The 19,817-nt window shown below is 70.8% G+C and carries 18 protein-coding genes; all 18 read left to right on the top strand.

Annotation, left to right across the window (positions count from 1 at the left end; all coding sequences use genetic code 11):
• Positions 1–81: 81 nt before the first annotated feature.
• The 18 genes from ACYQ02_RS11665 (at position 82) to ACYQ02_RS11580 (ending at position 19,717) form a co-directional block, all read left to right on the top strand.
• Positions 82–930 (top strand): HAD family hydrolase, encoded by an 849-nt coding sequence (locus ACYQ02_RS11665; RefSeq protein WP_460040586.1) that lies wholly within the window; start codon positions 82–84, stop codon positions 928–930.
• 155 nt (positions 931–1,085) lie between these two features.
• Complete coding sequence (locus tag ACYQ02_RS11660; RefSeq protein ID WP_460040585.1) at positions 1,086–1,901, top strand: flagellin N-terminal helical domain-containing protein; 816 nt, start codon at positions 1,086–1,088, stop codon at positions 1,899–1,901.
• Between the two features lie 628 nt (positions 1,902–2,529).
• Positions 2,530–2,724 carry a flagellar protein FlaG gene (locus tag ACYQ02_RS11655; RefSeq protein WP_460040584.1) on the top strand — a complete coding sequence of 65 codons (195 nt, stop codon included), beginning with the start codon at positions 2,530–2,532 and terminating at the stop codon, positions 2,722–2,724.
• 51 nt (positions 2,725–2,775) lie between these two features.
• The gene (gene fliD, locus ACYQ02_RS11650) at positions 2,776–4,200 is read left to right on the top strand and encodes a flagellar filament capping protein FliD (protein WP_460040583.1); all 1,425 of its coding nucleotides are present in this window, start codon (positions 2,776–2,778) and stop codon (positions 4,198–4,200) included.
• Between the two features lie 28 nt (positions 4,201–4,228).
• Positions 4,229–4,816, top strand: coding sequence for a flagellar export chaperone FliS (gene fliS, locus ACYQ02_RS11645; RefSeq protein WP_460040582.1), 588 nt, complete (start codon positions 4,229–4,231; stop codon positions 4,814–4,816).
• Complete coding sequence (locus tag ACYQ02_RS11640) at positions 4,813–5,379, top strand: hypothetical protein (protein WP_460040581.1); 567 nt, start codon at positions 4,813–4,815, stop codon at positions 5,377–5,379. The genes fliS and ACYQ02_RS11640 overlap by 4 nt, the downstream gene beginning before the upstream one ends.
• A gap of 308 nt (positions 5,380–5,687) precedes the next feature.
• Positions 5,688–6,935 (top strand): methionine adenosyltransferase, encoded by a 1,248-nt coding sequence (gene metK, locus ACYQ02_RS11635; protein ID WP_460040580.1) that lies wholly within the window; start codon positions 5,688–5,690, stop codon positions 6,933–6,935.
• 350 nt (positions 6,936–7,285) lie between these two features.
• Positions 7,286–7,777 carry a glycosyltransferase family protein gene (locus ACYQ02_RS11630; protein WP_460040579.1) on the top strand — a complete coding sequence of 164 codons (492 nt, stop codon included), beginning with the start codon at positions 7,286–7,288 and terminating at the stop codon, positions 7,775–7,777.
• A 44-nt stretch (positions 7,778–7,821) separates the two neighbouring features.
• The gene (locus ACYQ02_RS11625) at positions 7,822–9,492 is read left to right on the top strand and encodes a GGDEF domain-containing protein (RefSeq protein WP_460040578.1); all 1,671 of its coding nucleotides are present in this window, start codon (positions 7,822–7,824) and stop codon (positions 9,490–9,492) included.
• A 317-nt stretch (positions 9,493–9,809) separates the two neighbouring features.
• The gene (locus ACYQ02_RS11620; protein WP_460040577.1) at positions 9,810–10,670 is read left to right on the top strand and encodes a ComF family protein; all 861 of its coding nucleotides are present in this window, start codon (positions 9,810–9,812) and stop codon (positions 10,668–10,670) included.
• Positions 10,671–10,786: 116 nt separating this feature from the next.
• Complete coding sequence (flgM, locus tag ACYQ02_RS11615; protein ID WP_460040576.1) at positions 10,787–11,164, top strand: flagellar biosynthesis anti-sigma factor FlgM; 378 nt, start codon at positions 10,787–10,789, stop codon at positions 11,162–11,164.
• An 80-nt stretch (positions 11,165–11,244) separates the two neighbouring features.
• On the top strand, positions 11,245–11,835 hold the full coding sequence (flgN, locus tag ACYQ02_RS11610) for a flagellar export chaperone FlgN (protein ID WP_460040575.1): 591 nt from the start codon (positions 11,245–11,247) through the stop codon (positions 11,833–11,835).
• A gap of 32 nt (positions 11,836–11,867) precedes the next feature.
• On the top strand, positions 11,868–13,442 hold the full coding sequence (flgK, locus tag ACYQ02_RS11605; RefSeq protein WP_460040574.1) for a flagellar hook-associated protein FlgK: 1,575 nt from the start codon (positions 11,868–11,870) through the stop codon (positions 13,440–13,442).
• 155 nt (positions 13,443–13,597) lie between these two features.
• A complete protein-coding gene (flgL, locus tag ACYQ02_RS11600; protein WP_460040573.1) occupies positions 13,598–14,485 on the top strand; it encodes a flagellar hook-associated protein FlgL in 888 nt (295 codons plus the stop codon).
• A gap of 146 nt (positions 14,486–14,631) precedes the next feature.
• Complete coding sequence (locus tag ACYQ02_RS11595; RefSeq protein WP_460040572.1) at positions 14,632–16,167, top strand: phosphoglucomutase/phosphomannomutase family protein; 1,536 nt, start codon at positions 14,632–14,634, stop codon at positions 16,165–16,167.
• Positions 16,168–17,007: 840 nt separating this feature from the next.
• Positions 17,008–17,571 carry a ribosome hibernation-promoting factor, HPF/YfiA family gene (gene hpf / locus ACYQ02_RS11590; RefSeq protein ID WP_460040571.1) on the top strand — a complete coding sequence of 188 codons (564 nt, stop codon included), beginning with the start codon at positions 17,008–17,010 and terminating at the stop codon, positions 17,569–17,571.
• 384 nt (positions 17,572–17,955) lie between these two features.
• The gene (locus tag ACYQ02_RS11585) at positions 17,956–18,645 is read left to right on the top strand and encodes a hypothetical protein (protein WP_460040570.1); all 690 of its coding nucleotides are present in this window, start codon (positions 17,956–17,958) and stop codon (positions 18,643–18,645) included.
• 514 nt (positions 18,646–19,159) lie between these two features.
• Positions 19,160–19,717, top strand: coding sequence for a hypothetical protein (locus tag ACYQ02_RS11580; protein ID WP_460040569.1), 558 nt, complete (start codon positions 19,160–19,162; stop codon positions 19,715–19,717).
• Positions 19,718–19,817 lie beyond the last annotated feature (100 nt).

Below are 19,817 nucleotides of genomic sequence, written 5' to 3'. Positions count from 1 at the left end.
GCTTCGCGGCGAGCCCCGGCGGGCGCCTTCGGGTCAAACCGCCTATAATAGGAACGGTTTGACTTCGAAGGAGGATGCCCGTTGCTCCCTTACCTCATCGCCCTCGACGTGGATGGAACCCTGTTGGATAGCCAAGGCCGGCTGCGCGACCGGGTGCGGGACGCGGTCCGGGCGGCCGTCGCTGCCGGGCACCACGTGGTCCTGGCCACCGGCCGCCGCTGGGTGGCCAGCCGGCCCTTTGCCCAGGTCCTGGGCCTGAAGGACCCCTGCATCGTCCACAACGGCGCGGTGGCCGTCGACCCCGTGACGGACCGGCCGGTCTGGAAGCAGCCCCTGCCCGAGGGCTTCGCCCGGCAGGCCATCCTCAAGGCCCGGGAGCTGGGCGTCTCCCTGTTCTTCCACGACCTCGACCACCCCCATGGCGACCGCATGCTCTACGAACCCGGCGCCCGCCTGCCCCGGGCGTCCTGGTTCTTCGAGGCGGGGCGGCTCACCCAGGAGGTGCCCGACCTCATGGAGTGGCTGGGGGTCGGCGCCGTCCGGGTGCTGGTACGGGACCGGCGGGAGGGGGCCGAAGCCTTCCGCCGCTGGGTCACCGATACGTGGGGCGACGCCGTCCGCGTCCTGGCGGGCACCGATCTGGAGCCGGACATCTACGCCGTCGAGGTGTCGGACGGGCCGGTGTGCAAGGGCTGGGCCGTCCAGCGGCTGGCCGCCCACCTGGACATCCCCGTGGAGCGGGTCGTCGCCATCGGGGACTGGGACAACGACATCGAGATGCTGCAGTTCGCCGGCATCGGCGTCGCCATGGCCAACGGGTCGCCGGCCGCCCTGGCCGCCGCCAGCCGGGTCACAGTGAGCAACGACGAGGACGGCGTGGCGGTAGTGATTGAAGAGCTGTTGGGCAAGGGCGTCGGGGTGGGGTCCTGAGGAGTCTTCCCATCTCGACGGCCAATTTGGGACCTGGCCTCCCCTAACGGAACCCTGCCCTCCCCTCGATATACCGGTTAGCCAAACGCCCGCGGGCGGCAGGCGCGCGATGCCACCCGAGGGGCTGGACCAAGATCGAGGGAGGGCTGTAGCCGATGCGGATCAACCACAACGTGGCCGCCCTCAACGCCTGGCGGAACCTCAGCCAGACGAACGGCCTGCTCAACAAGAGCCTGGAGCGGCTGTCGTCGGGCCTGCGGATCAACCGGGCGGCCGATGACGCGGCGGGCCTGGCCATCTCGGAGAAGATGCGCTCCCAGATCGCCGGCCTGCAGACGGCCCAGCGCAACGCCCAGGACGCCATCTCGCTGATCCAGACGGCCGAGGGTGCTCTGAACGAGACCCACAGCATCCTGCAGCGGATGCGGGAGCTGGCGGTGCAGGCGGCTAGTGATACGAATACAGACGCCGATCGGCAATTGATTCAGAAGGAAGTTACGCAGCTTATCGCCGAAATTACACGAATCGGCGACACAACGGAATTCAATACCCAGAAGCTATTGGATGGTAGCTTTGCCAGTAAGGTGTTCCAAATTGGTGCAAATAACAACCAGACCATTCAGGTGACCATCGGCGACATGCGGGCTGCGGCGCTGGGCGTTGACACGGTCGACGTCTCCACCCAGGCTGGCGCCGCCTCCGCCATCACGGCCCTAGACTCGGCGATTTCCAATGTATCCGGTCAACGTGCCGACCTTGGTGCGATCCAGAACCGCCTCGAGCACACCATCGCCAACCTGGGCGTTGCGGTGGAGAACCTGCAGGCGGCCGAGTCGCGCATCCGCGACGTCGACATGGCCCTGGAGATGGCCAACTTCACCCGCAACCAGATCCTGCTGCAGTCCGGCACGGCGATGCTGGCGCAGGCCAACGCCATGCCGCAGGCGGTGCTGCAGCTGCTGGGAGGCTGATGGCGCATCCTTGGCGGCTTGAGGCCTTCCCCCAGGCACCCCGATCCCCCACGGGGACTCGAGTCGACCGCCAAGGGTATCCTGCATCCCCCCAACGTGGTCCGCGGTGGATCCCCCTCCCCCGGACCGGAGCGGAGCGCGGAACCCTGGGCCGGCCGTCGTCGCGACGGCCGGCCCGCCCCTTTGTTTGGGGCCAAAAAGCCCGGCCGCGTGCCACCGCCGCGGTTTCGGTGCTGCAACCCGGGACCGCGTTTTAGGACCCGGGTACCGTTAACAACCGCCGCCTTGCAACCGATATGACGGGCGAGTGTGCAGGGGCCGGCCCCCTTCCAGCCGGGGTGCCGGTCCCCGATCAGGAGATGAACGATCGGCCATGATCGCACCGGACTCCTTGCCGGCCGCCCGCATCCATGCTGTCTTGCCCGGCGGCGGGCCGCCCCTGCTTCCGCCAGCTGCCACGCCGGTGCCCCCTGGGAGAATGCCCCCGGGATCGGCCGGGCCGGCTGCGGTTGGTGCACCGGGAGCCGGCGGTGAGGTCGCGGCCCGCTCCCCCGGTGCGCCGGGATCGCCGGCAGCCGGTTCCTCCGGACCGGCCGGGCCGGCCCGTCCGGAGCCGTGGATGCCGCCCTTGCAGGAGCTGCCGCGGGAGCCCTTCCCCTACCGGCTGCGGTTCCACGTGGACGACGCCAGCGGCCGCCTGGTGGTCGAGGTGATCGACCGGGACACGGGGGAGACCGTGCGGCAGGTTCCTCCGGAGCATGTGTTGCAGATCGCCCAGTACCTGGAGACGCTGGCGGGCCGGCTGCTGGACGACCGCGGCTGAGGGGCGGTGGCCGGACGGGCGGGACCGGCGGAAGCGAAGGAGGCGAACCCCATGCGGATCAGCGGTTTGGCCAGCAACCTGGACTGGGAGAGCCTGGTCGACCAGCTGATGCAGATCGAGCGACGGCCCCTGCTGCTCCTCGAACGGCGCAAGTTGGAGATCGAGACGGAGCGCAACGCGTGGAGCGACATCCGCTCCCGCCTGGACAACCTGCAGGACCGCATCGCCGGGGTGCTGGCCAGCGACCTGTTCGACCGGGTCCGGGCCACCAGCAGCGACGAGGCCCGGGTCACCGTCGAGGCCGGCAGCGCGGCGACCCCCGGTCAGTACACGATCGAGGTCCAGCAACTGGCCACCGCCCACGCCGTGGCCACCGCCGACCCCAGCATCACCGCCGACCCGGCGGCGCCCCTCAACCAGACCGGCACCTTCCGCATCACCGTCGGCGCCACCAGCTTCGACGTGACGGTGGACGCCGGCGATTCCCTCAACGCCATCCGGGACAAGATCAACGCCGCGGTCCAGGCGGCGGTGGCCGCGGACCCGGCGGCGGAAGCCGATGCCGTGCGGGCCGAGGTGATCGGCACCCACCTGGTGATCACCCGGACCCATACCGGCCAGGGTGCCATCGACATCAGCGACGTCAGCGGGACGGTGGCCGAGTTCCTGACCCTGATCGATGCGGCGGGCGCCGAACAAAACGTCCTGACCACCGGCCAGGATGCCCAGTTCACCGTCAACGGCCTCGCCTTCACCCGCTCGTCCAACACGGTGAGCGACGTCATCCAGGGGGTCACCCTGGAGCTGCACCAGGCCGCCCCCGGCCAGGCCGTCACGGTCACCGTCACCTGGGACGACGACGCCGTGGTGGACGCGGTGAAGAAGTTCATCGACCAGTACAACAGTGCCCTGTCCTTCATGGCCCAGCAGCAGGACTACCAGGACCCCTCCGGCGGCAAGCTGGGCGGCGATGTCCTGCTGGCTTCCTTGCGGGATGCGTTGCGGCGGATGGTGGCCGACCCCGTGGCGGCGCTGGCCGGTTCCACCGGCCTGGATCGGCTGTCCGCCGTGGGGATCACCACCCAGGACAAATCCGGCACCCTGGTCCTGGACGAACAAGCCCTGCGGGACGCCCTGGCCCGCGACCGGGCGGGCGTCCAGCGGCTGCTGGCCGGCGACCCCGACCCCGCGTCGACCGCCGACGACGGCGTTTTCGTGCGGCTCCAGGAGGCGGTGGACGGGTGGCTGGAGAGCAACACGGGCCTTTTGGACCGGCGCATCGACTCCCTGGATGACCGGGCCCGGGACTACGCCGAGCAGATGGAGCGGATGGAGTACCGCCTCAAGTTGCGCGAGCAGAACCTGACCCGGCAGTTCGAGGCGCTGGAGACCCTGCTGTCGACCCTGCAATCCCAGGAGCAGTGGCTGATCCAGCAGGTCAACCAGCTGGCCGCTTTGCGGCCCAACGGCGGGTGAGCCGGGGTTGACGGGGAGGGGAGAGTCCATGGAGCCGCGGGAGGGGACGGCTCGACCGGTGGCGGCCGGTCACGGCGGTGGCGGAGCGTGGGGTGGGGCCCCCCGGCGGGCGGTGGCCCACCCGACCCGGTCCTACCTGGCCACCCGGGTGCTGACGGCGCCGCCCCAGATCCTGGTCCTGATGCTGATGGACGGGGTGCTCCGGGAGGTGGCCCGGGCGCTGCAGGTCGACCTCAAGGCGCCGGGCGGCCGGGAGCGCCTCCACCGGGCCCTGACCCGGGCCCAGGACTTCCTGCGGGAGCTGATCCTGACCCTGGACCACGCCCGGGGCGGCGAGCTGGCGGGTCGCCTGGCCGCCCTTTACCTGTTCTGTCAGGAGCGGCTGGTGGAGGCCAACGTCAAGGCGAACCCGCGGCTGGCCGGGGACGTGGTCCGGGTGCTGGCGCCCATCCGGGAGGCCTGGGCCGCCCTGTGCGCCGGCGGCGCCGGTACCAGCGGAGGAGCCGGCGGGGGCGGAGGAACCGGCCCTGCCGGGGTACCCGTTACGGGCGAGGGGGCAGGCCCCGGTGGCCAGTTCAGCCGTGGCGGTCCCGCGGGCGGGGAGGTGCGGCCGTGAGCGAGACGGACCTCTGGGAGCTGGTCGTCGAGACCCGCAAGGACTTGGATCGCTGGATCGAGCGGGGCCGGCGGGCCCAGGCCGCCGCGGGCCGGGGAGACTGGGAGACGGCCCGGGCCGAGCTGGAGGCCCGCCGCTTCCTCCAGGAACAGGTCAGCGCCCGGCTCCAACGGCTCCAGCGGGGCGCCGGCGAGGGCGGGCACGGCCTGCCCGGCGGGCCCGCCGCCCGCCAGTGGCTGGCCCAACTGGAAGACCACCTGCGCCGGGCCCTGGAGGCCGACCGCCAGCTCCGGCTGGCCCTGGCCGTCCGGCACGAGGCCCTGGGCGAGCGGGCGCGATTCCTCGAGCAGGCGCGGCGGGCCGTGGCGGCCTACGCCCGGCACGGGCAGCCGGACACCCCGCGGCGGCCGGTCCCCTCCTCCCCTCCCCCGGGTGAGGGCAGCACCGGCGCTGGGGCCCGCGGGGGGACCCGCGATGGGGCCGGCGGTGGGGCCGGCGGGTCGCGAGCGCCTGCGGCCGGGCTTCCCAGACCGGTGTCGACACCCCTTGACAACGGCAATTGACACCGCCTCGCGGGGGTTGCTAGACTAACCTGGGTTTTCGCAGGCCCGGGTCTTCGCGCTGGTTCGCCGATTCCGGCGGGGCACCCACCGGTCGTGCACCGCGCGGGCCGCCCGCCGGCCGGGCCCGCCTGCCCGGAATGCCGTGCGGTGCAGGGTTGCGCCGGCCCGAGGACCGTACCGGCCGGTTCGTCCGGCCGGGGGCCAGGACCGTGGCGGGCCACGGGCACCGCGCGGGCCGCAGGGATGGAGGCTCCTTCTCTCCGGAGAAGGGGTCGTTTTATCTATCTCGCGGAAGGGAGGAACCCCGCGTGACGCGTGCCAAGGGCCGCCACCTGTTCACCTCGGAATCGGTGACGGAGGGCCACCCCGACAAGATCGCGGACCAGATCTCCGACGCGGTGCTCGACGCCATCCTGGAGCAAGACCCCCAGGCGCGGGTGGCCTGCGAGACGGCCGTGACCACCGGCATGGTCCTGGTCATGGGGGAGATCTCGACCACCTGTTACGTCCACATTCCCGCCCTGGTCCGCGACGTGCTGCGGGAGATCGGCTACACCCGGGCCAAGTACGGCTTTGACGCCGACACCTGCTCCGTGCTCACCGCCATCGACGAGCAGTCTCCCGACATCGCCCAGGGCGTCCTGGACGCCTGGGAGGTCCGGCACGGCGAGGCGCCGCCCGACGACTTCGCCCGCATCGGGGCCGGCGACCAGGGCATGATGTTCGGCTTCGCCTGCCGGGAGACGCGGGAGCTGATGCCCCTGCCCATCACCCTGGCCCACCGGTTGACCCGGCGGCTGGCGGAGGTGCGCAAGTCCGGGGTGCTGCCGTACCTGCGCCCCGACGGCAAGGCCCAGGTGACCGTGGAGTACGAAGGGAGCCGGCCCGTCCGCGTGGAGGCGCTGGTCCTGTCGACCCAGCACCGGGAGGACGTGAGCCGCGCCCAGCTGGAGGCGGACCTGCGGCGCCACGTCATCGAGGCCGTCGTGCCGCCCTCCATGTTGGATGAGAAGACGCGGATCTACATCAATCCAACGGGGCGGTTCGTCGTCGGCGGCCCCCAGGGCGACGCGGGCCTCACGGGCCGGAAGATCATCGTCGACACCTACGGCGGCTACGCCCGCCACGGCGGCGGCGCCTTCTCGGGCAAGGATCCGACCAAGGTCGACCGCTCCGGCGCCTATGCCGCCCGCTGGGTGGCGAAGAACATCGTGGCCGCCGGGCTGGCCGAGCGCTGCGAGATCCAGGTGGCCTACGCCATCGGCGTGGCTCGCCCGGTTTCGATCCGGGTGGACACCTTCGGCACCGGCGTCATCCCCGACGACCGCATCGAAGAGCTGGTCAAGGAGCACTTCGACCTGCGGCCCGGGGCCATCATCCATCACCTGAACCTGCGCCGCCCCATCTACCGGCAGGTGGCCGCCTACGGCCACTTCGGACGGCCGGATCTGGACCTGCCCTGGGAGCGGATCGACCGGGCGGCCGAACTGCGCCAGGCGGCGGGGCTGGGCGACCTGCCCGCCGACCCGCTGGCCGAGGTGGCCGTGACGCTGTAACCCTCGAAGCCGCTGCGGTGGAACCGGCCGGGAAGGCGATGCGCCTCATCCGCCTTCCCGGCCTTTGTTTCACCCTTTTGGCGCCCCGTGGGGGGCCGGTGGTCTTCGGGGTCGCGGCGAGGCGTGTCGCGGTCGGGAAGAACCGGCTCCGGGGCGGGACCCGCCGCCGGCGTCAAGCATACACATGGTAACGCGCCCCCTGGCCACGCCGGCGGTCGCGCCATCCCGCCCGCCGGGCTCCCCGAGACGGGGGCCGCCGGATGGGCCGGCCTCCGGCCCGGCGCCGGTGTGGCGGTGGCCGCGGTGGGGGCGCGGCCTGACCTCCCGGCCCCACGGGGGTGTCCGAATCCATGGGGCACGATGCCGTGTGGTGGGCCCTGACGGTGCTGGCGGCGGCGGTGGCGGTGGCCGGCCTTGTGGGTGAGTGGCAGGCCTTGCGGCGGCGGGGGCAGCGGCGCACCCCCTCACCGGCCTGGGGACCGTGGCCCCTGGTGGTGCTGGTGCGGGATGCCGCCTCCTTCATCGAGGGGTTCGTGGAAGACCTGGCCGCCCTGGCGCCGGGATCGCCCATCGTCGTGGTGGATTGCGGGTCCGCCGATGAAACCCTTCCCATCCTGCACCGGTTGCGGCAGCGGGTGCCGACGCTGCAGGTCTTGCGCTGGCCGGCACCGCGGCCCGGCGCGCCGGGGCCCCTGGAGGCGGCCCTGTTCGTCACCGGGGCTCCGCTGGCCGTGACCATCGACCTGACGAATCCGGGCGGGTGGCGCTGGCAGGACCTCCGCTCCCCCCTCATTCATTTGCTCGAAGCGTCCGCATCCAGCAGGAAATGCATGACAGGTTGAGAATCAAATAAGGACGCGACACGGGGTGGGGGTCACGATCGCCCGTGAGGTCCTGGCGTAACCCGCAACGGCTCTACCTTCTGGCCGTCGGCGTGGGGGGGATGGTGGCGCTGGCACTGGCCTTGCGCCGGTGGGAGCCCGTCCCCGCCTTGCCCTTTTTGATGATGCTCACCGCCGCCGTCCTCATGGACGCCTATCCGCTACCCATGCCCGGCGGCGGCGCGATGTCCTTGACCTTCGGCGTCACCCTCACCGCCCAGCTCCTCTACGGCACGGTGCCGGCGGCCCTGGTCAACGTCCTCGGGAACCTGATCGGCTACGGCCTGCTGAACCGCCGGCCGTGGGAGCGAACCCTGTTCAACGCGGGCCAGTTCGCCTTGACCATCTTGACGGCGGGCGCCGTCGCAACCCGCCTCGGCCTCCACCCCTGGCCGGCGCCGACGGGGATCGCCATTCCGCCGCTGCACCTGGTCTTTGTATATGTCGCCGTCTATTGGGTGATGAACAACGCCCTGGTGGGGCTCGCCCTCTACTTCCACCAGGCCCACCCGACCCGGGAGTTCCTCCGCCTGTTCTTCCGCTGGCTGCCGGTGGACGCCCTGAGCACGGGCTTTGCCGTGGCCGCCCACTCGGTGGTCATGATGGCCTTCCAGGTGTACGGGCTGGTCGGCATGGTGGTGGGGCTCATCCTGTTCCTCATGATCAACTACCTCCTGCGGCTGCACATGCGGCTGGTGGAAGCCCACCATGACCTGCAGTCGCTGTACGAGATCACCAAGGGGCTGGCCGGCGTACTGGAGCTCGACCATGCCTTCTGCTGGATCGCCCGGGCGGTGCAGCAGCTGGCGCCGTCGGATGCCTTCGCCATCTACCTGGCGGAGGAGGACGACGTGCTGCGTCTCCAGCATGCGGCCCACCCCGATGCCGAGCGCATCCAGGGCCGGGTGGCCGGGACGGGAGCCGTGCAGGAGGCGGCCTTGAGCCGCCAGGTCGTCGAGCGCGGGGACGAGCCCACCCTGGTGACCGAGAACTTCCAGCCCTCCAGCGTGCTGGCGGTTCCGCTCTCCGCCGACGAGCGGCTGATGGGTTGTCTCTGCCTGGCCCGGCGGCACCGCGCCTTCGGTGACCGGGAGCGCCGGCTGCTGTCCATCCTGGCCTCGCCCATGGCCCTGGCGATCCAGAACGGCCTCATTTACGGACGAACCCAGACCATGGCCCAGACCGATCCCATGACGGGCCTCTACAACTACCGGTTCTTCAGCATGCGGCTGCGGGAGGCGGTGCGGCGGGCCAGTGCCGGCGGCCAGCCTCTGGCGCTGATCCTGATCGACCTGGACAACTTCTCGGACATCAACAACCAGTTCGGCCACCAGACGGGCGACCAGGTGTTGCGCCAGTTCGCCGACGTGCTGCGCCACTCGGTGCGCCAGCAGGACCTGGTTGCCCGTTACGCCGGCGACGAGTTCGTGGCCATCCTGCCCGGGGCGCGCCGCGAGGAGGCCGAGGCCGTGGCCGACCGCATCCGGGACGCCGTGTTCCGTTGCCGGTTCACCGACGCCTCGGGGCAGGTGTACTTCACCCTGCGGTTTAGCCTCGGGGTGGCGGTCTACCCCTACGATGGTCCCTCCGACGAGGACCTCATCGCGGCCGCCGACCGCAACATGTACCGGGAGAAGCGCCACCACCGGGAACGCGACCGGCGCGAGCGGGCCTGAGTTCCCCCAGGTTCGCGGTTTCCCCATCACCCTCCTTGACCCCCAACCGGCCAGCGATGGTATAATATGGAAGAAAGGCCGTGGGCCGGGAACCGGATCGGGCACCCCGGAATTCTTGATGCCGGCCCGAAAGCGACGGGTTTGCCGCCGCCGGTCCATGGCCCGCGGTACGGAGCGCCGGCCGGGGGTGCGGTCTCAAGAGGGGTGAGACCCGATCCTGGGACCCGGTGACAAGGGCAGCCGGCCCCGCGCCCCCGGGGCCGTCCGGGCCGGCCCAGCCACCGTCGTGGGGTGAGCCCCTTGGGGTGAGGGAAGCGGTGGCCCGTCTGGGGGCTGCCCTTTGGGAGGAGCTCCTGGCCGCGGTCTTCCCGTGGCCGCCCTATTGCCTGGGATGCGGGGTTCACCTGCCGGGATGGTCCCCGGCGGTCCCCGCCGCCTGCGACCGGTGTAGGGCCCGCCTCCGCCATGATCCGGGGGACCGCTGCCGCTGGTGCGACCGGCCGGCCTGGCTCGCCCATCCGGAGGAACCCTGCACCCAGTGCCGCACCCTCGGGCCCCCTTGGGCCGCCGTGCGGGCCATCGGGCCGTACCGGGGCCTCTTGCGGGAGCTCATCCTGCGGATGAAGTACGGGGACGAACCGTACCTGGCCGCGCTGCTGGGCCAGGCCATGGCTGCCCGGGCTGCCGGCTGGCCAGCCGCGGCCCTGGTCGTCCCCGTGCCGATGCACGCGGACCGGTTGCGGCAGCGGGGCTACAACCAGGCCCTGCTGCTAGCCCGGGCGGTCGCCCGGGCGGGAGGCTGGCCCCTGGCCACCGGGCTGGTGGTGCGGCGGGAGGCTGCCGGTTCCCAAGCTGCCCTGGGGGCCGCTGGTCGCCGCCTCAACGTGGCGGGGGCCTTCGCGCCGGCGGCCCGCGCTCGTCCCCTGGCGGGCCGGCCGGTCCTCCTGGTGGACGACGTGCTGACCACCGGCCGGACCCTGGCCGCCGTCTGCCGGGTCTTGCAGGACCTCGGGGCCGGGCCGATCTATGGCTTGACGGCGGCGGTCACGCCCCTGGAACCGGGGCGGGCCACAGAGTTCGCGGTCGATGCCGTCCGATGGCCCGGCAGCCGGGGCCCATTCGCCATGCCGCCGGGTGCGGGGCCCCTCCCAGGCCGGGAGGGGCCGATGCCACCCTAAACGATTCGGCGCGGCGAACGAAAACCGGGTTAGCTATCGTTGGCGCGAGTCCAAGGCTTCGAGTCCGAGGCGACGATCCCGCGCCGGCTCCCGGTGACGACGAGGAGGACGGGACGATGATCATCTCCCGCCAGCAAGTTCTCAACGCCCTCAAGGCCTACGGTATGCAGCCGGGGGGTATCACGCCCAGCGGCGGGCCGGCGGGGCCGGTGGGGCCGGCTCCCGTTCAGCCTTCCGGCCCCAGCGAAACCGGGGGGACCGAGGCCCCGGCCGCGACCCCCGCGGCCGGCCGCGATCGGATCGATCTCTCCCCCGCGGCGGCCGCGGTCCAGCGCCTGGTGGAAGAAGCGCGCCAGCTGCCGGAGGTGCGGGCGGACAAGGTGGCTGCCCTGCGCGAGAAGATCGCCCGCGGCGAATACCAGGTCGATCCCCAGCAGGTCGCCGAGCGGATGCTCTACCGGTTGCTGGCGGACCGGGCCCAGGAGGAGCGTTGACCATGGCGACCGCCCCATCCCCCGGGCAGTTCCAACCGGCCTCGCCATCCGGGGCCCCTGAGCAGGGGCCAGGAGGCCCAGTGCCCCCATCCGGCGCCGGGCCGCGGGCGGGGTGGGAGGCGGTTCCGGAGCCGGCCCCACGCCTCATTTCGCTCTCCGCCGAGTCCCCAACGGCCGCTGCCCTTGCCCGGCAGCTGGTCGACCACCTGGCGGCGATGGTCGAGCCCTGGGCCCAGTTGCTGGAGGTGGCCCGGGCGATGAACCGCGCCCTGGTGGCCGGGGATGCCGCCGCCATCGAAGCGGCCCTGGCGGGGGAGCAACGGCAGCTGCAGCGCATCGACGATCTGGAGCGGCGCCGGTTCGACCTGCAGCGACGCCTGGCGGCCGCCTGGGGCCTCGACGCGGCCGCCCTTTCGTGGGAGGAGCTGGCCCGGCGCTGCCCCGAGCTGGCTCCGTCCCTGGCCCGGTGCCGGGCCGCCCTGCAAGCGCTGGCCGAGGGCGTGGAGGTCCTGAACCGCCAGAACCGGGCCCTGGCCCGCCAGGGGCTGGCGTGGGCCCGCTTCGGCCTGCAGACCCTGGCCGCTGCCCGCGGGGCCGCGGCGCCCGGTTACGGACCCGACGGCCGGATCCAGTGGCGTCCCTCAGCCCTGGCGGTCGATCGCGCCTACTAGGACGGCGGAACCGGTAAAGGAAGGATGCCCCCGTGCGCAGCACCTTCTTCGGCCTGGAACTGGCACGGCTCGGCCTGTGGGCCCAGCAGCGGGCCCTCGACGTCACCGGCCACAACATCGCCAACGCCAACACGCCCGGCTACTCCCGGCAGGTGGCCCGGCTGGCGCCCACGCCCGCCTACGCTCCCCCGTCCCTGGCCATGCCCGCCGAGGCCGGTCAGGTGGGGACGGGCGTGCAGGTGGCCGACATCCAGCGGGTCCGCGACTTGTTCTTAGACCGCCAGGTACGGGACCTGCAGAGCCAGCTGGGCCGCTGGCAGGTGCGATCCCAGACCCTGGCGGAACTCGAGACCATCCTGGGCGAACCCTCCGATGCCGGCCTGGCCCGGGCCCTCTCGGACTTCTGGGAGGCCCTGGGCACGGTGGCGAACCGGCCGGACAGCTTGCCGGCGCGGACGGCCGCCATTCAGCAGGCCCACACCTTGCTCGAGCGGTTCCAGGCCGCCGACCGCCAGCTGGCCGACCTGCAGCGCAACCTGGACGCCAGCATCCTGGCCCGGGTCGACCGGGCCAACCAGATCGCCACCCAGCTGGCCGACATCCACCGGCGGATCCGGGTGGCCACCGCCGCCGGCCAGTCGCCCAACGATCTCTTGGACGAGCGGGACCGGCTGGTCGAAGAGCTGAGCACCCTGCTCCCGGTGCGGGTGACGGAACGGGAGGGCGGCGCCTTGCGGGTCGAGGTGGCCGGCCTGCCCCTGGTGGACGGCCAGGTCGTCCACCGCCTGGTCACCCGGGAAGAACCGGCGGGCGCCGGATCCGGCGATCCCGGGGGTGGCGGTGGCACGGGCGGATCTGGCGGGACCGGGACCGGCGGGGCCGGGGCCGCGGGCGATCTGGTGGTCCGGCTCTACTGGTCGGGGGATGCCGAGGTCCCGCCCGAAGGCGGGGCGGCCGGTTCGTCCGCCTTGATTCCCCTGGACGATGCCCGGCTCGAAGGCGGGGAGATCGACGGCTTCCTGGAGTCCCGGGACCGCCTGGTGGCGGGGTTGCGCCAGGACTTGAAAGCCCTGTTCTTCGCCCTGGCTGAGGCCGTCAACGCCGTCCACCGGCGGGGCTACGGGCTCAACGACGGCCCGTCCGCCGACCCGTCCAGCCCCGGCGCCGGGCGCGACCTGTTCGTCCTGGGCACGGGCTCCGATCTGCAGGAGGTCACGGTGAACCCGGATCTGGACGACCCGGCCAACCTAGCCGCAGCCCTGGTGGCTGGAGCCCCCGGCGACGGCCGGAATGCCCTGGCGCTGGCCCAGCTGCGGCATGCCCCGCTCAATCTGCCGGGCAGCGCCTCCGCCCAGGACTACCTGGAGAGCGTGGTGGCCGGGCTGGGGATCGCCGGGCGCCAGGCGCAAGAAGGGCAGCGGACCACCCAGCTCTTGATGGATCAGGTGGCATCCCAGCGGGAGAGCGTGCGGGGCGTCTCCCTGGACGAGGAGATGACCCAGCTCGTCCGCTACCAGCACGCCTACGCCGCGGCGGCCCGGCTGGTGACGGCCGTGGACGCCATGCTGGCCATCCTCATCGAGCGGACGGGCCTGGTCGGCCGCTGATCGGCCGGCGGCCGGCCGGTGGCGAAGAGACAGGCCGCCGGTCGCCGGGCGGCCGGTCGTGAAGAGGCAGACCGCCGGCGGCCGGGCGGCCGGGGCGTCATCTCAGGCGGGCCCGGTCTTCCGGGCCATCACCACGGCGATCGGGGGGAGCACGGGTGCGCATCACCGGCGGCATGATGATCACGACCCTGCTGGCCGACCTGCGGCGGGCCCAGCAGCGCCTGAGCACCTACCAGAACCCGCTGGCCTCTGGAAAGCGGGTCCAGCGGCCCTCCGACGATCCCGTCGCCACCGTGGACAGCCTGCGGCTGCGGGCCCGGCTGGCGGAGGTCGAGCGGCTGCGCGCCAACGCCCAGGACGCCCGCGACTGGCTGGAGGTCACCGACAGCGCCCTCGACCGGGCGACCCAGATCCTGCAGCGGGCGCGGGAACTGGCGGTCCGCGCCGCCTCGGGCACCCTGCCCGACAGCTCCCTCCAGGCGATCCAGGCCGAGGTCGAACAGCTCCAGGACCACCTGCTGGAGGTGGCCAACAGCACCCTCGGCGACACCTACCTCTTCGGCGGTTTTGCCACCCAACAGCCGCCCTTCGTGGCCGATCCCACGAGCCCTAGCGGCGTCACCTACCAGGGGATGAACGGGCCGATCCAGCGGGAGGTGGCCCCGGGCACCACGCTGGCCATCAACGTGGCGGGCGACGCGGCCTTCGCGCCGGCCTTCCAGGCCCTGCACGACCTGGCGGTGGCCCTGCAGAACCGCGACCTCCAGGCCATCTCCACGGGGGGGATCGGTGCCACCGACGCAGCCATCGACGGGCTGCTGCGGCTGCGGGCGGAGGTGGGCGCCAAGGTCAACCGCATCGAGCTCGGCCTGTACCGGATGGACGAGATCCGCATCGACACCGAGCAACTGCTGAGCGGCGTGGAGGATGCCGACATCGCCGAGACGGCCATGCGCCTCTCGGTGTCCGAGGCGGCCTACAAGGCGGCCCTGATGGCCGGGGCCCGGATCGTCCAGCCGACCCTGATGGACTTCCTGCGGTAAGGTCGCGGTGGTCGAACGCGTCACCCCGGCCTCGGCCTCTGCCACCGCCCGGCCGCCGCTCGCCGCCTGCCCGTCCCCGTGCAGCCAGGTCTCACCAGAAGGAACCCTAAGGCCGGTTGCGAAGGTTCCAGCGAGGTGAGCACCGGGTGAGCGACGGGCGCGAGCAAAGGGATGCGCAGCATGAGGTGCAGCCGCAGGGAACAGAGCGGGGAATACAGCGGGAGGAACAGGCGGGGCCGGAGGCCGCGATCCGGTTCGGCACCGACGGCTGGCGGGCCGTCATCGCCGACGAGTTTACCTTCGCCAACGTGCGGCGGGTGGCGTGGGCGCTGGCCGAGCACCTTGAGGCCACCGGCCGGGCCGGCCAGGGAGTCGCCATCGGCTACGACTGCCGGTTCCTCTCCGACCGGTTCGCCGGCGCCGTGGCCGGGGTGCTGGCCGCGGCGGGGATTCCGGTCGTCCTCTCCCGCACGGCCTGCCCCACGCCGGCTTTGAGCTGGGCGGTGGTCTCCCGGCGGCTGGGCGCTGGGGTGATGATCACCGCCAGCCACAACCCACCCGAGTACAACGGCTTCAAACTCAAGGGCTGGTTCGGCGGGCCGGCCCTGCCCGAGGAGACGCGCCGGCTGGAGGCCGTGCTCCAACGGCAGGAGGCCGAGCGCCGTGGTTCACCGCCGCCGCCCGGCATGGATCTGGAGGAGGCCCGCCGCCGTGGGCGGGTGGAGGACGCCGACTTGATCAGCCCTTACGTGGCCCAGCTGCGGGAGCTGGTGGACTTTGACCGGCTGCGCCAGGCCCGCCTGCGGGTCGTGGTCGACCCGATGCACGGCGCGGCCCGGGGGATCCTGGCCGGGTTGCTCCGAGAGGCCGGCGCCGAGGTGACGGAGATCCGCGGCGAGTTCAACCCCAGCTTTGGAGGGCTGGCGCCTGAACCCATCGCCCGCAATCTGGGCCCGGCGGTGGAGGCGGTGCAGGAACTGGGCGCCCAGGCCGTGCTGGTCACCGACGGGGACGGCGACCGGGTGGGCGCGGTCGACGCCACCGGCGAGGTCCTCGACGCCCAGCGAATCTTCGCCCTCTTGCTCCAGCACCTGGTGGAGGTCCGCGGCTGGACCGGTTCCGTGATCAAGACCTTCGCCGGCACCCGCATGGTCGACAAGCTCGCCGCGCGCTATGGCCTGCCCTTCCGGGAGACACCCATCGGCTTCAAGCACGTCTGCGAGTACGCCCTCAAGGAAGACGTGCTGATCGGCGGGGAGGAGAGCGGCGGCATCGGCATCAAGAACCACATGCCCGAACGGGACGGGCTGCTGTGCAACCTGCTGCTGGCCGAGATCATGGCCACCCGCGGCCGTACCCTGGGGGAGCAGGTGGCGGCCCTGATGGCGGACATCGGCCCCCACTTCTTCCAGCGGCGGGATCTGCACCTCACCCCCGACGGGAAGAACCGGCTCCTCGAGCGCCTGCGCGAGGAGCCGCCGGCCCGCCTGGCCGGTTGGCCCGTCGAGAAGGTCGACCCCCTGGACGGCTACAAGCTGATCTTCGGGCCGAGCCGCTGGATCCTGTTCCGGGCCTCGGGCACAGAGCCCGTGGTCCGCGTCTACGCGGAGGCGGAGTCACCCGGGGAGGTGGAGGCGCTGCTGGCCGAGGGACTCCGGTTCGTCCAGCAGGTGACCGGCTGAGACGGCCGGTGGTCCGGTAGGTTCAGTAGGTCCGGTAGGTCCAGTAGGTCCTGCAGGTCCGGGAGGTCCGGCAGGGCCTGCAGGTCCGGGAGGACGGCGGGTTGACAGGCCCATCCATCCGGTCCGAGCGTCGAAGGGTTGCGTGGAATGGTCGAACGGCGAATGGTTGAACGGCCCATGGGCCAACGGCAAATGGCGGACGGCCGTAGGGTCGAAGGGTAGAACGGTACGACGGTGGCACGGACGGGCCATGAGGGCGGCGCCGCCCCCGCGGGTGTGGTGGGCGGGCCGCCTTTCTTCGTCATCGCCGGGTCGACCCGCCCGGACTCCCCGAGCCAACCGGGCTTTTGGTGGACTCGGCCGTTCCGCCCACGGCACGGGGATCCGTCCGAAGGATGAAGCGGCCAGGGGCTGGTTCGTCCGGAACCACGTGAAGGATGGCGAGGAGCGGATGGGCGCTGGCAAGGAGCGGCGGGCAGGTTATCCCCACCCCAATGAACAACGGGAGCGACCCTCTGCCTTGCACAAACGGGCGGCCTTCGCAGTTATCAACAAATGATCCACATTATCCACAGCTCGGGAGGGGCAGACTATCCACAGCGGCACCGGGCCGGTGCGGTGATTGGTTCCATCCTATGGGAGGAGCAACCCCCTTGGGGGAGGTGTGACCACCGGCGACGGCCCCAAACCCCAGAACCCAAGGCCCCGCTCGGATCGACTCGACCTGAAGCCATCCTGAGAACCGGGCACGAAGGCCGTCGAGCCCAAGCCTTCCCGGTAGGAGGACGCCGGTCGAGCGCGGAACTACTTCATTAGCTTCAGGGGAAGGAGTGAGGGCTGTTGAACATTGCCATCTACGGCAAGAACATCGATGTCACCGAAGCCCTCAAAGAGTACGCCCGCAGGAAGGTCGGGAAGGTCGCCCGCTACTTCAACGGCAGCCCCCTGCAGGCGCAAGTCACCCTGAGCATCGAGCGGGACCGGCACATCGTCGAAGTCACCATCCCCGTCCCCAACAACGGCTTGCTGATCCGCGCCGAAGAGGAATCCGACGACATGTACGCCTCCATCGACCTGGTCGTCGACAAGCTGGAGCGCCAGATCCGCAAGTTCAAGACGCGGCTGAACCGCAAGGCGCGGCGCCTCGAGGCGACCACCGGCCAGGCCGTGGCCGAGGTGGAGAGCGCGGTGGACGAACCGGCGTGGACGGAGCCCGAGGAAGAGGGCCGGGTCGTCCGCACCAAGCGCTTCGCCGTCAAGCCGATGACGGTGGACGAGGCCATCCTGCAGATGAACCTCCTGGGACACGACTTCTTCGTCTTCGCCAACGCCACCACCGGTGAGGTCAACGTCCTGTACCGGCGGCGGGACGGCCAGTACGGGCTGATCGAGCCCGAGTTCTGAAGCGCTGCCGGTTCCCTGAGGGGTGACCGGTGTTCGCCTTCGGGGGCCGGCCGGCAACGCCGCCGCACCCGCCGGCGTTGCCGGCGGTCCGGCCGGGGGAGCGGGTTCCTGTAGCGCGTGCCTGTGCGGCCGTCTGAGATGCTGCGATGGGGAGCCGAGGGCCCCGGCCACGGGCGGGCATGCCCGTGGCCGTTTCGTGCCTGCCGGGGGACACCGTTCGACCCCTTGGGCTCGCGAGGCAATACCTTTGACGCGGACGCCGCCCCCGATGCGCGATTTTGGGACTATACCGCCCCGTTGGGGCAGGTTAAGGTGGGGAAAGGAAGAATCGTCTATTCCTGACACTAGGGGGCCGTGACCGCGGCCGGCGGGAGGATGCTACGGGTGTCGCAGCAGTCGTCGTGGTCGGAGCAAACCGCCCGGGCCATGGAGTCCGCGCTCCTCGGCTTGCCGGGCGTCCTCTCATCCCATGTCGAGGTCGACGCCGGCGGCCGTGTGCAGGAGATCCACCTGCTGGCAGGGCCGGGGCGGGCGGAGCATCAGGTGTACCGCGATGTCCAGTCCCTGATGGCCATCAGCTTCGGACAGGACGTGGAGGCTGGGATCATCCACCTCACCCGGGTTGGGGCCAGCGACGAGTACGGCGAATCCCGCCTGCGCCTCTTGCGCCACCGCTTGGAGACCGAGGGGACCCAGGTGGGGATCGTGGTCGAACTCGGCAACGGCGAGCGGGTCTTCCGGGGGGAGGCCCGGGGGACCCGGGGGCCCAGCTCGGCCCTGCGGATGGCCGCCGTGGCCACGGCCCGTGCGGTGGTCGCCGCCCTCTACCGGATGGTGGAGGTGGAGGTCTTCTCGGTGCAGCGGGTGCGGCTGGGGCACCGGACGGTGGCCCTGGTGGGGATCACGGCGGGCGGCGGCATCCTCCCGCCCCAGGAGTACGTGGGTGCGGTTCTGATCAAGCTGGACGAGACCGAAGCCACCTGCCGAGCGGTACTGGACGCGGTCAACCGGTTTTTCGCCCTGGCCGGACAACTGGCACCAGAAGGAATCGGCGGACCGACCACGAATGTGTGAAGCACGTCCGCTGGCATGGATTACCGTCCCTTGTTAGGACACGGTCCGATTGGGCGAAGTCGCCTCCCCCGGCGGTAGCGTCCGGTGCGCCCGGGGCATTGTTGAGAATAGCCGGTCCTCGCGGGTTAGGCGGGGCTGCTCGGGGCGTGGCGAAGGCAAACATTATAACGACACGCTGCCGGGTTCCTGACACCGGGCGAATCGAATCGCCGAAGGGTCGTCCTGACAGGTGCGGACCGCCGCGGACAACGAATTCGAAAAGTTTGGTTACTGTGGCCGGAGATCCACGCATCGTGGCCATGAGCGGAGACCGCTTCCCGGCGGACGAGCGTCCGTCGCGGGGGCAGCGAATGGTGGAGTGATCCTTCATGGCCCGCGTGATCAAGGTTCTCGTTCTGCTGGCGACCCTGGTTTTGGCTGCTGGTTCTAGCGTCCAGGTCAGCTGCTGAGCTTAACCGGCCACAGTAGCCAATAATCTTTTTAATTCCTTTGCTCAAACTTGGAGCTGACCACAATGGGCCGAGATCCAAAAGCCAGGTATTTAATGTACGTCGTTGCTTCAACTGGCTTCACGGCGGCGGTGGCACACGTTGGCCTAGCGAAGCCCAACCATATGCTGCTCCTATTCCTTTTTACGTTGGCTGCCGAGGCATTCCCCATAGCCATTCCTGCGATTCGGGGCTCGGTGTCTTTAAGCTTCATACCCATCTTCGTGACTGTTTTATCGCAAGGTCCACTGGCAGGAATGTTGGTTGCGACTTTGGGGACGGTTCGACCGGAAGATTTCGGCGGGGTCCCAAAGAGAGCGGTGATTTTCAACCGCATTCAACTAGGCGCTGCTGCAGGCGTTAGCGGATTTACATTTCACTGGCTTGCAGGTCAGCAGTCAATTACAGACCCGCGATTCGTCGCCAGCTTTGCTGCCGCATCGGCTCTCTATTTTGTGACGAATATTGGTCTTTCTATAATCTACTTGCATCATTTTGGGAAAATTGGGGTCGGGAAGCTCGTACACCAATTCAAAACGACGGTCGCCCTGAATTACTTGGCTCTAATGAGCCTGTTTCACTGATCCTGACGAGATCAGAACTGGGGGAACGTACCGGGTCGATTCGGCTATGTCCCGTGGGCTGACGGCCAGGACGGGGTAGGCCGGCGGCCCGGTCGTTACC

Source organism: Thermaerobacter litoralis, assembly GCF_054654595.1.
The sequence above is the reverse complement of the archived record's forward strand: the minus strand, read 5'-3'. Positions and strand labels throughout refer to the sequence as shown.

Coding starts and splice junctions, on each gene's coding strand:
- fliD (WP_460040583.1), top strand. CDS start 2,776: ATGCGGATCAGCGGTTTGGCCAGCAACCTGGACTGGGAGAGCCTGGTC.
- ACYQ02_RS11630 (WP_460040579.1), top strand. CDS start 7,286: ATGGGGCACGATGCCGTGTGGTGGGCCCTGACGGTGCTGGCGGCGGCG.
- fliS (WP_460040582.1), top strand. CDS start 4,229: ATGGAGCCGCGGGAGGGGACGGCTCGACCGGTGGCGGCCGGTCACGGC.
- ACYQ02_RS11580 (WP_460040569.1), top strand. CDS start 19,160: ATGGGCCGAGATCCAAAAGCCAGGTATTTAATGTACGTCGTTGCTTCA.
- ACYQ02_RS11660 (WP_460040585.1), top strand. CDS start 1,086: ATGCGGATCAACCACAACGTGGCCGCCCTCAACGCCTGGCGGAACCTC.
- flgM (WP_460040576.1), top strand. CDS start 10,787: ATGATCATCTCCCGCCAGCAAGTTCTCAACGCCCTCAAGGCCTACGGT.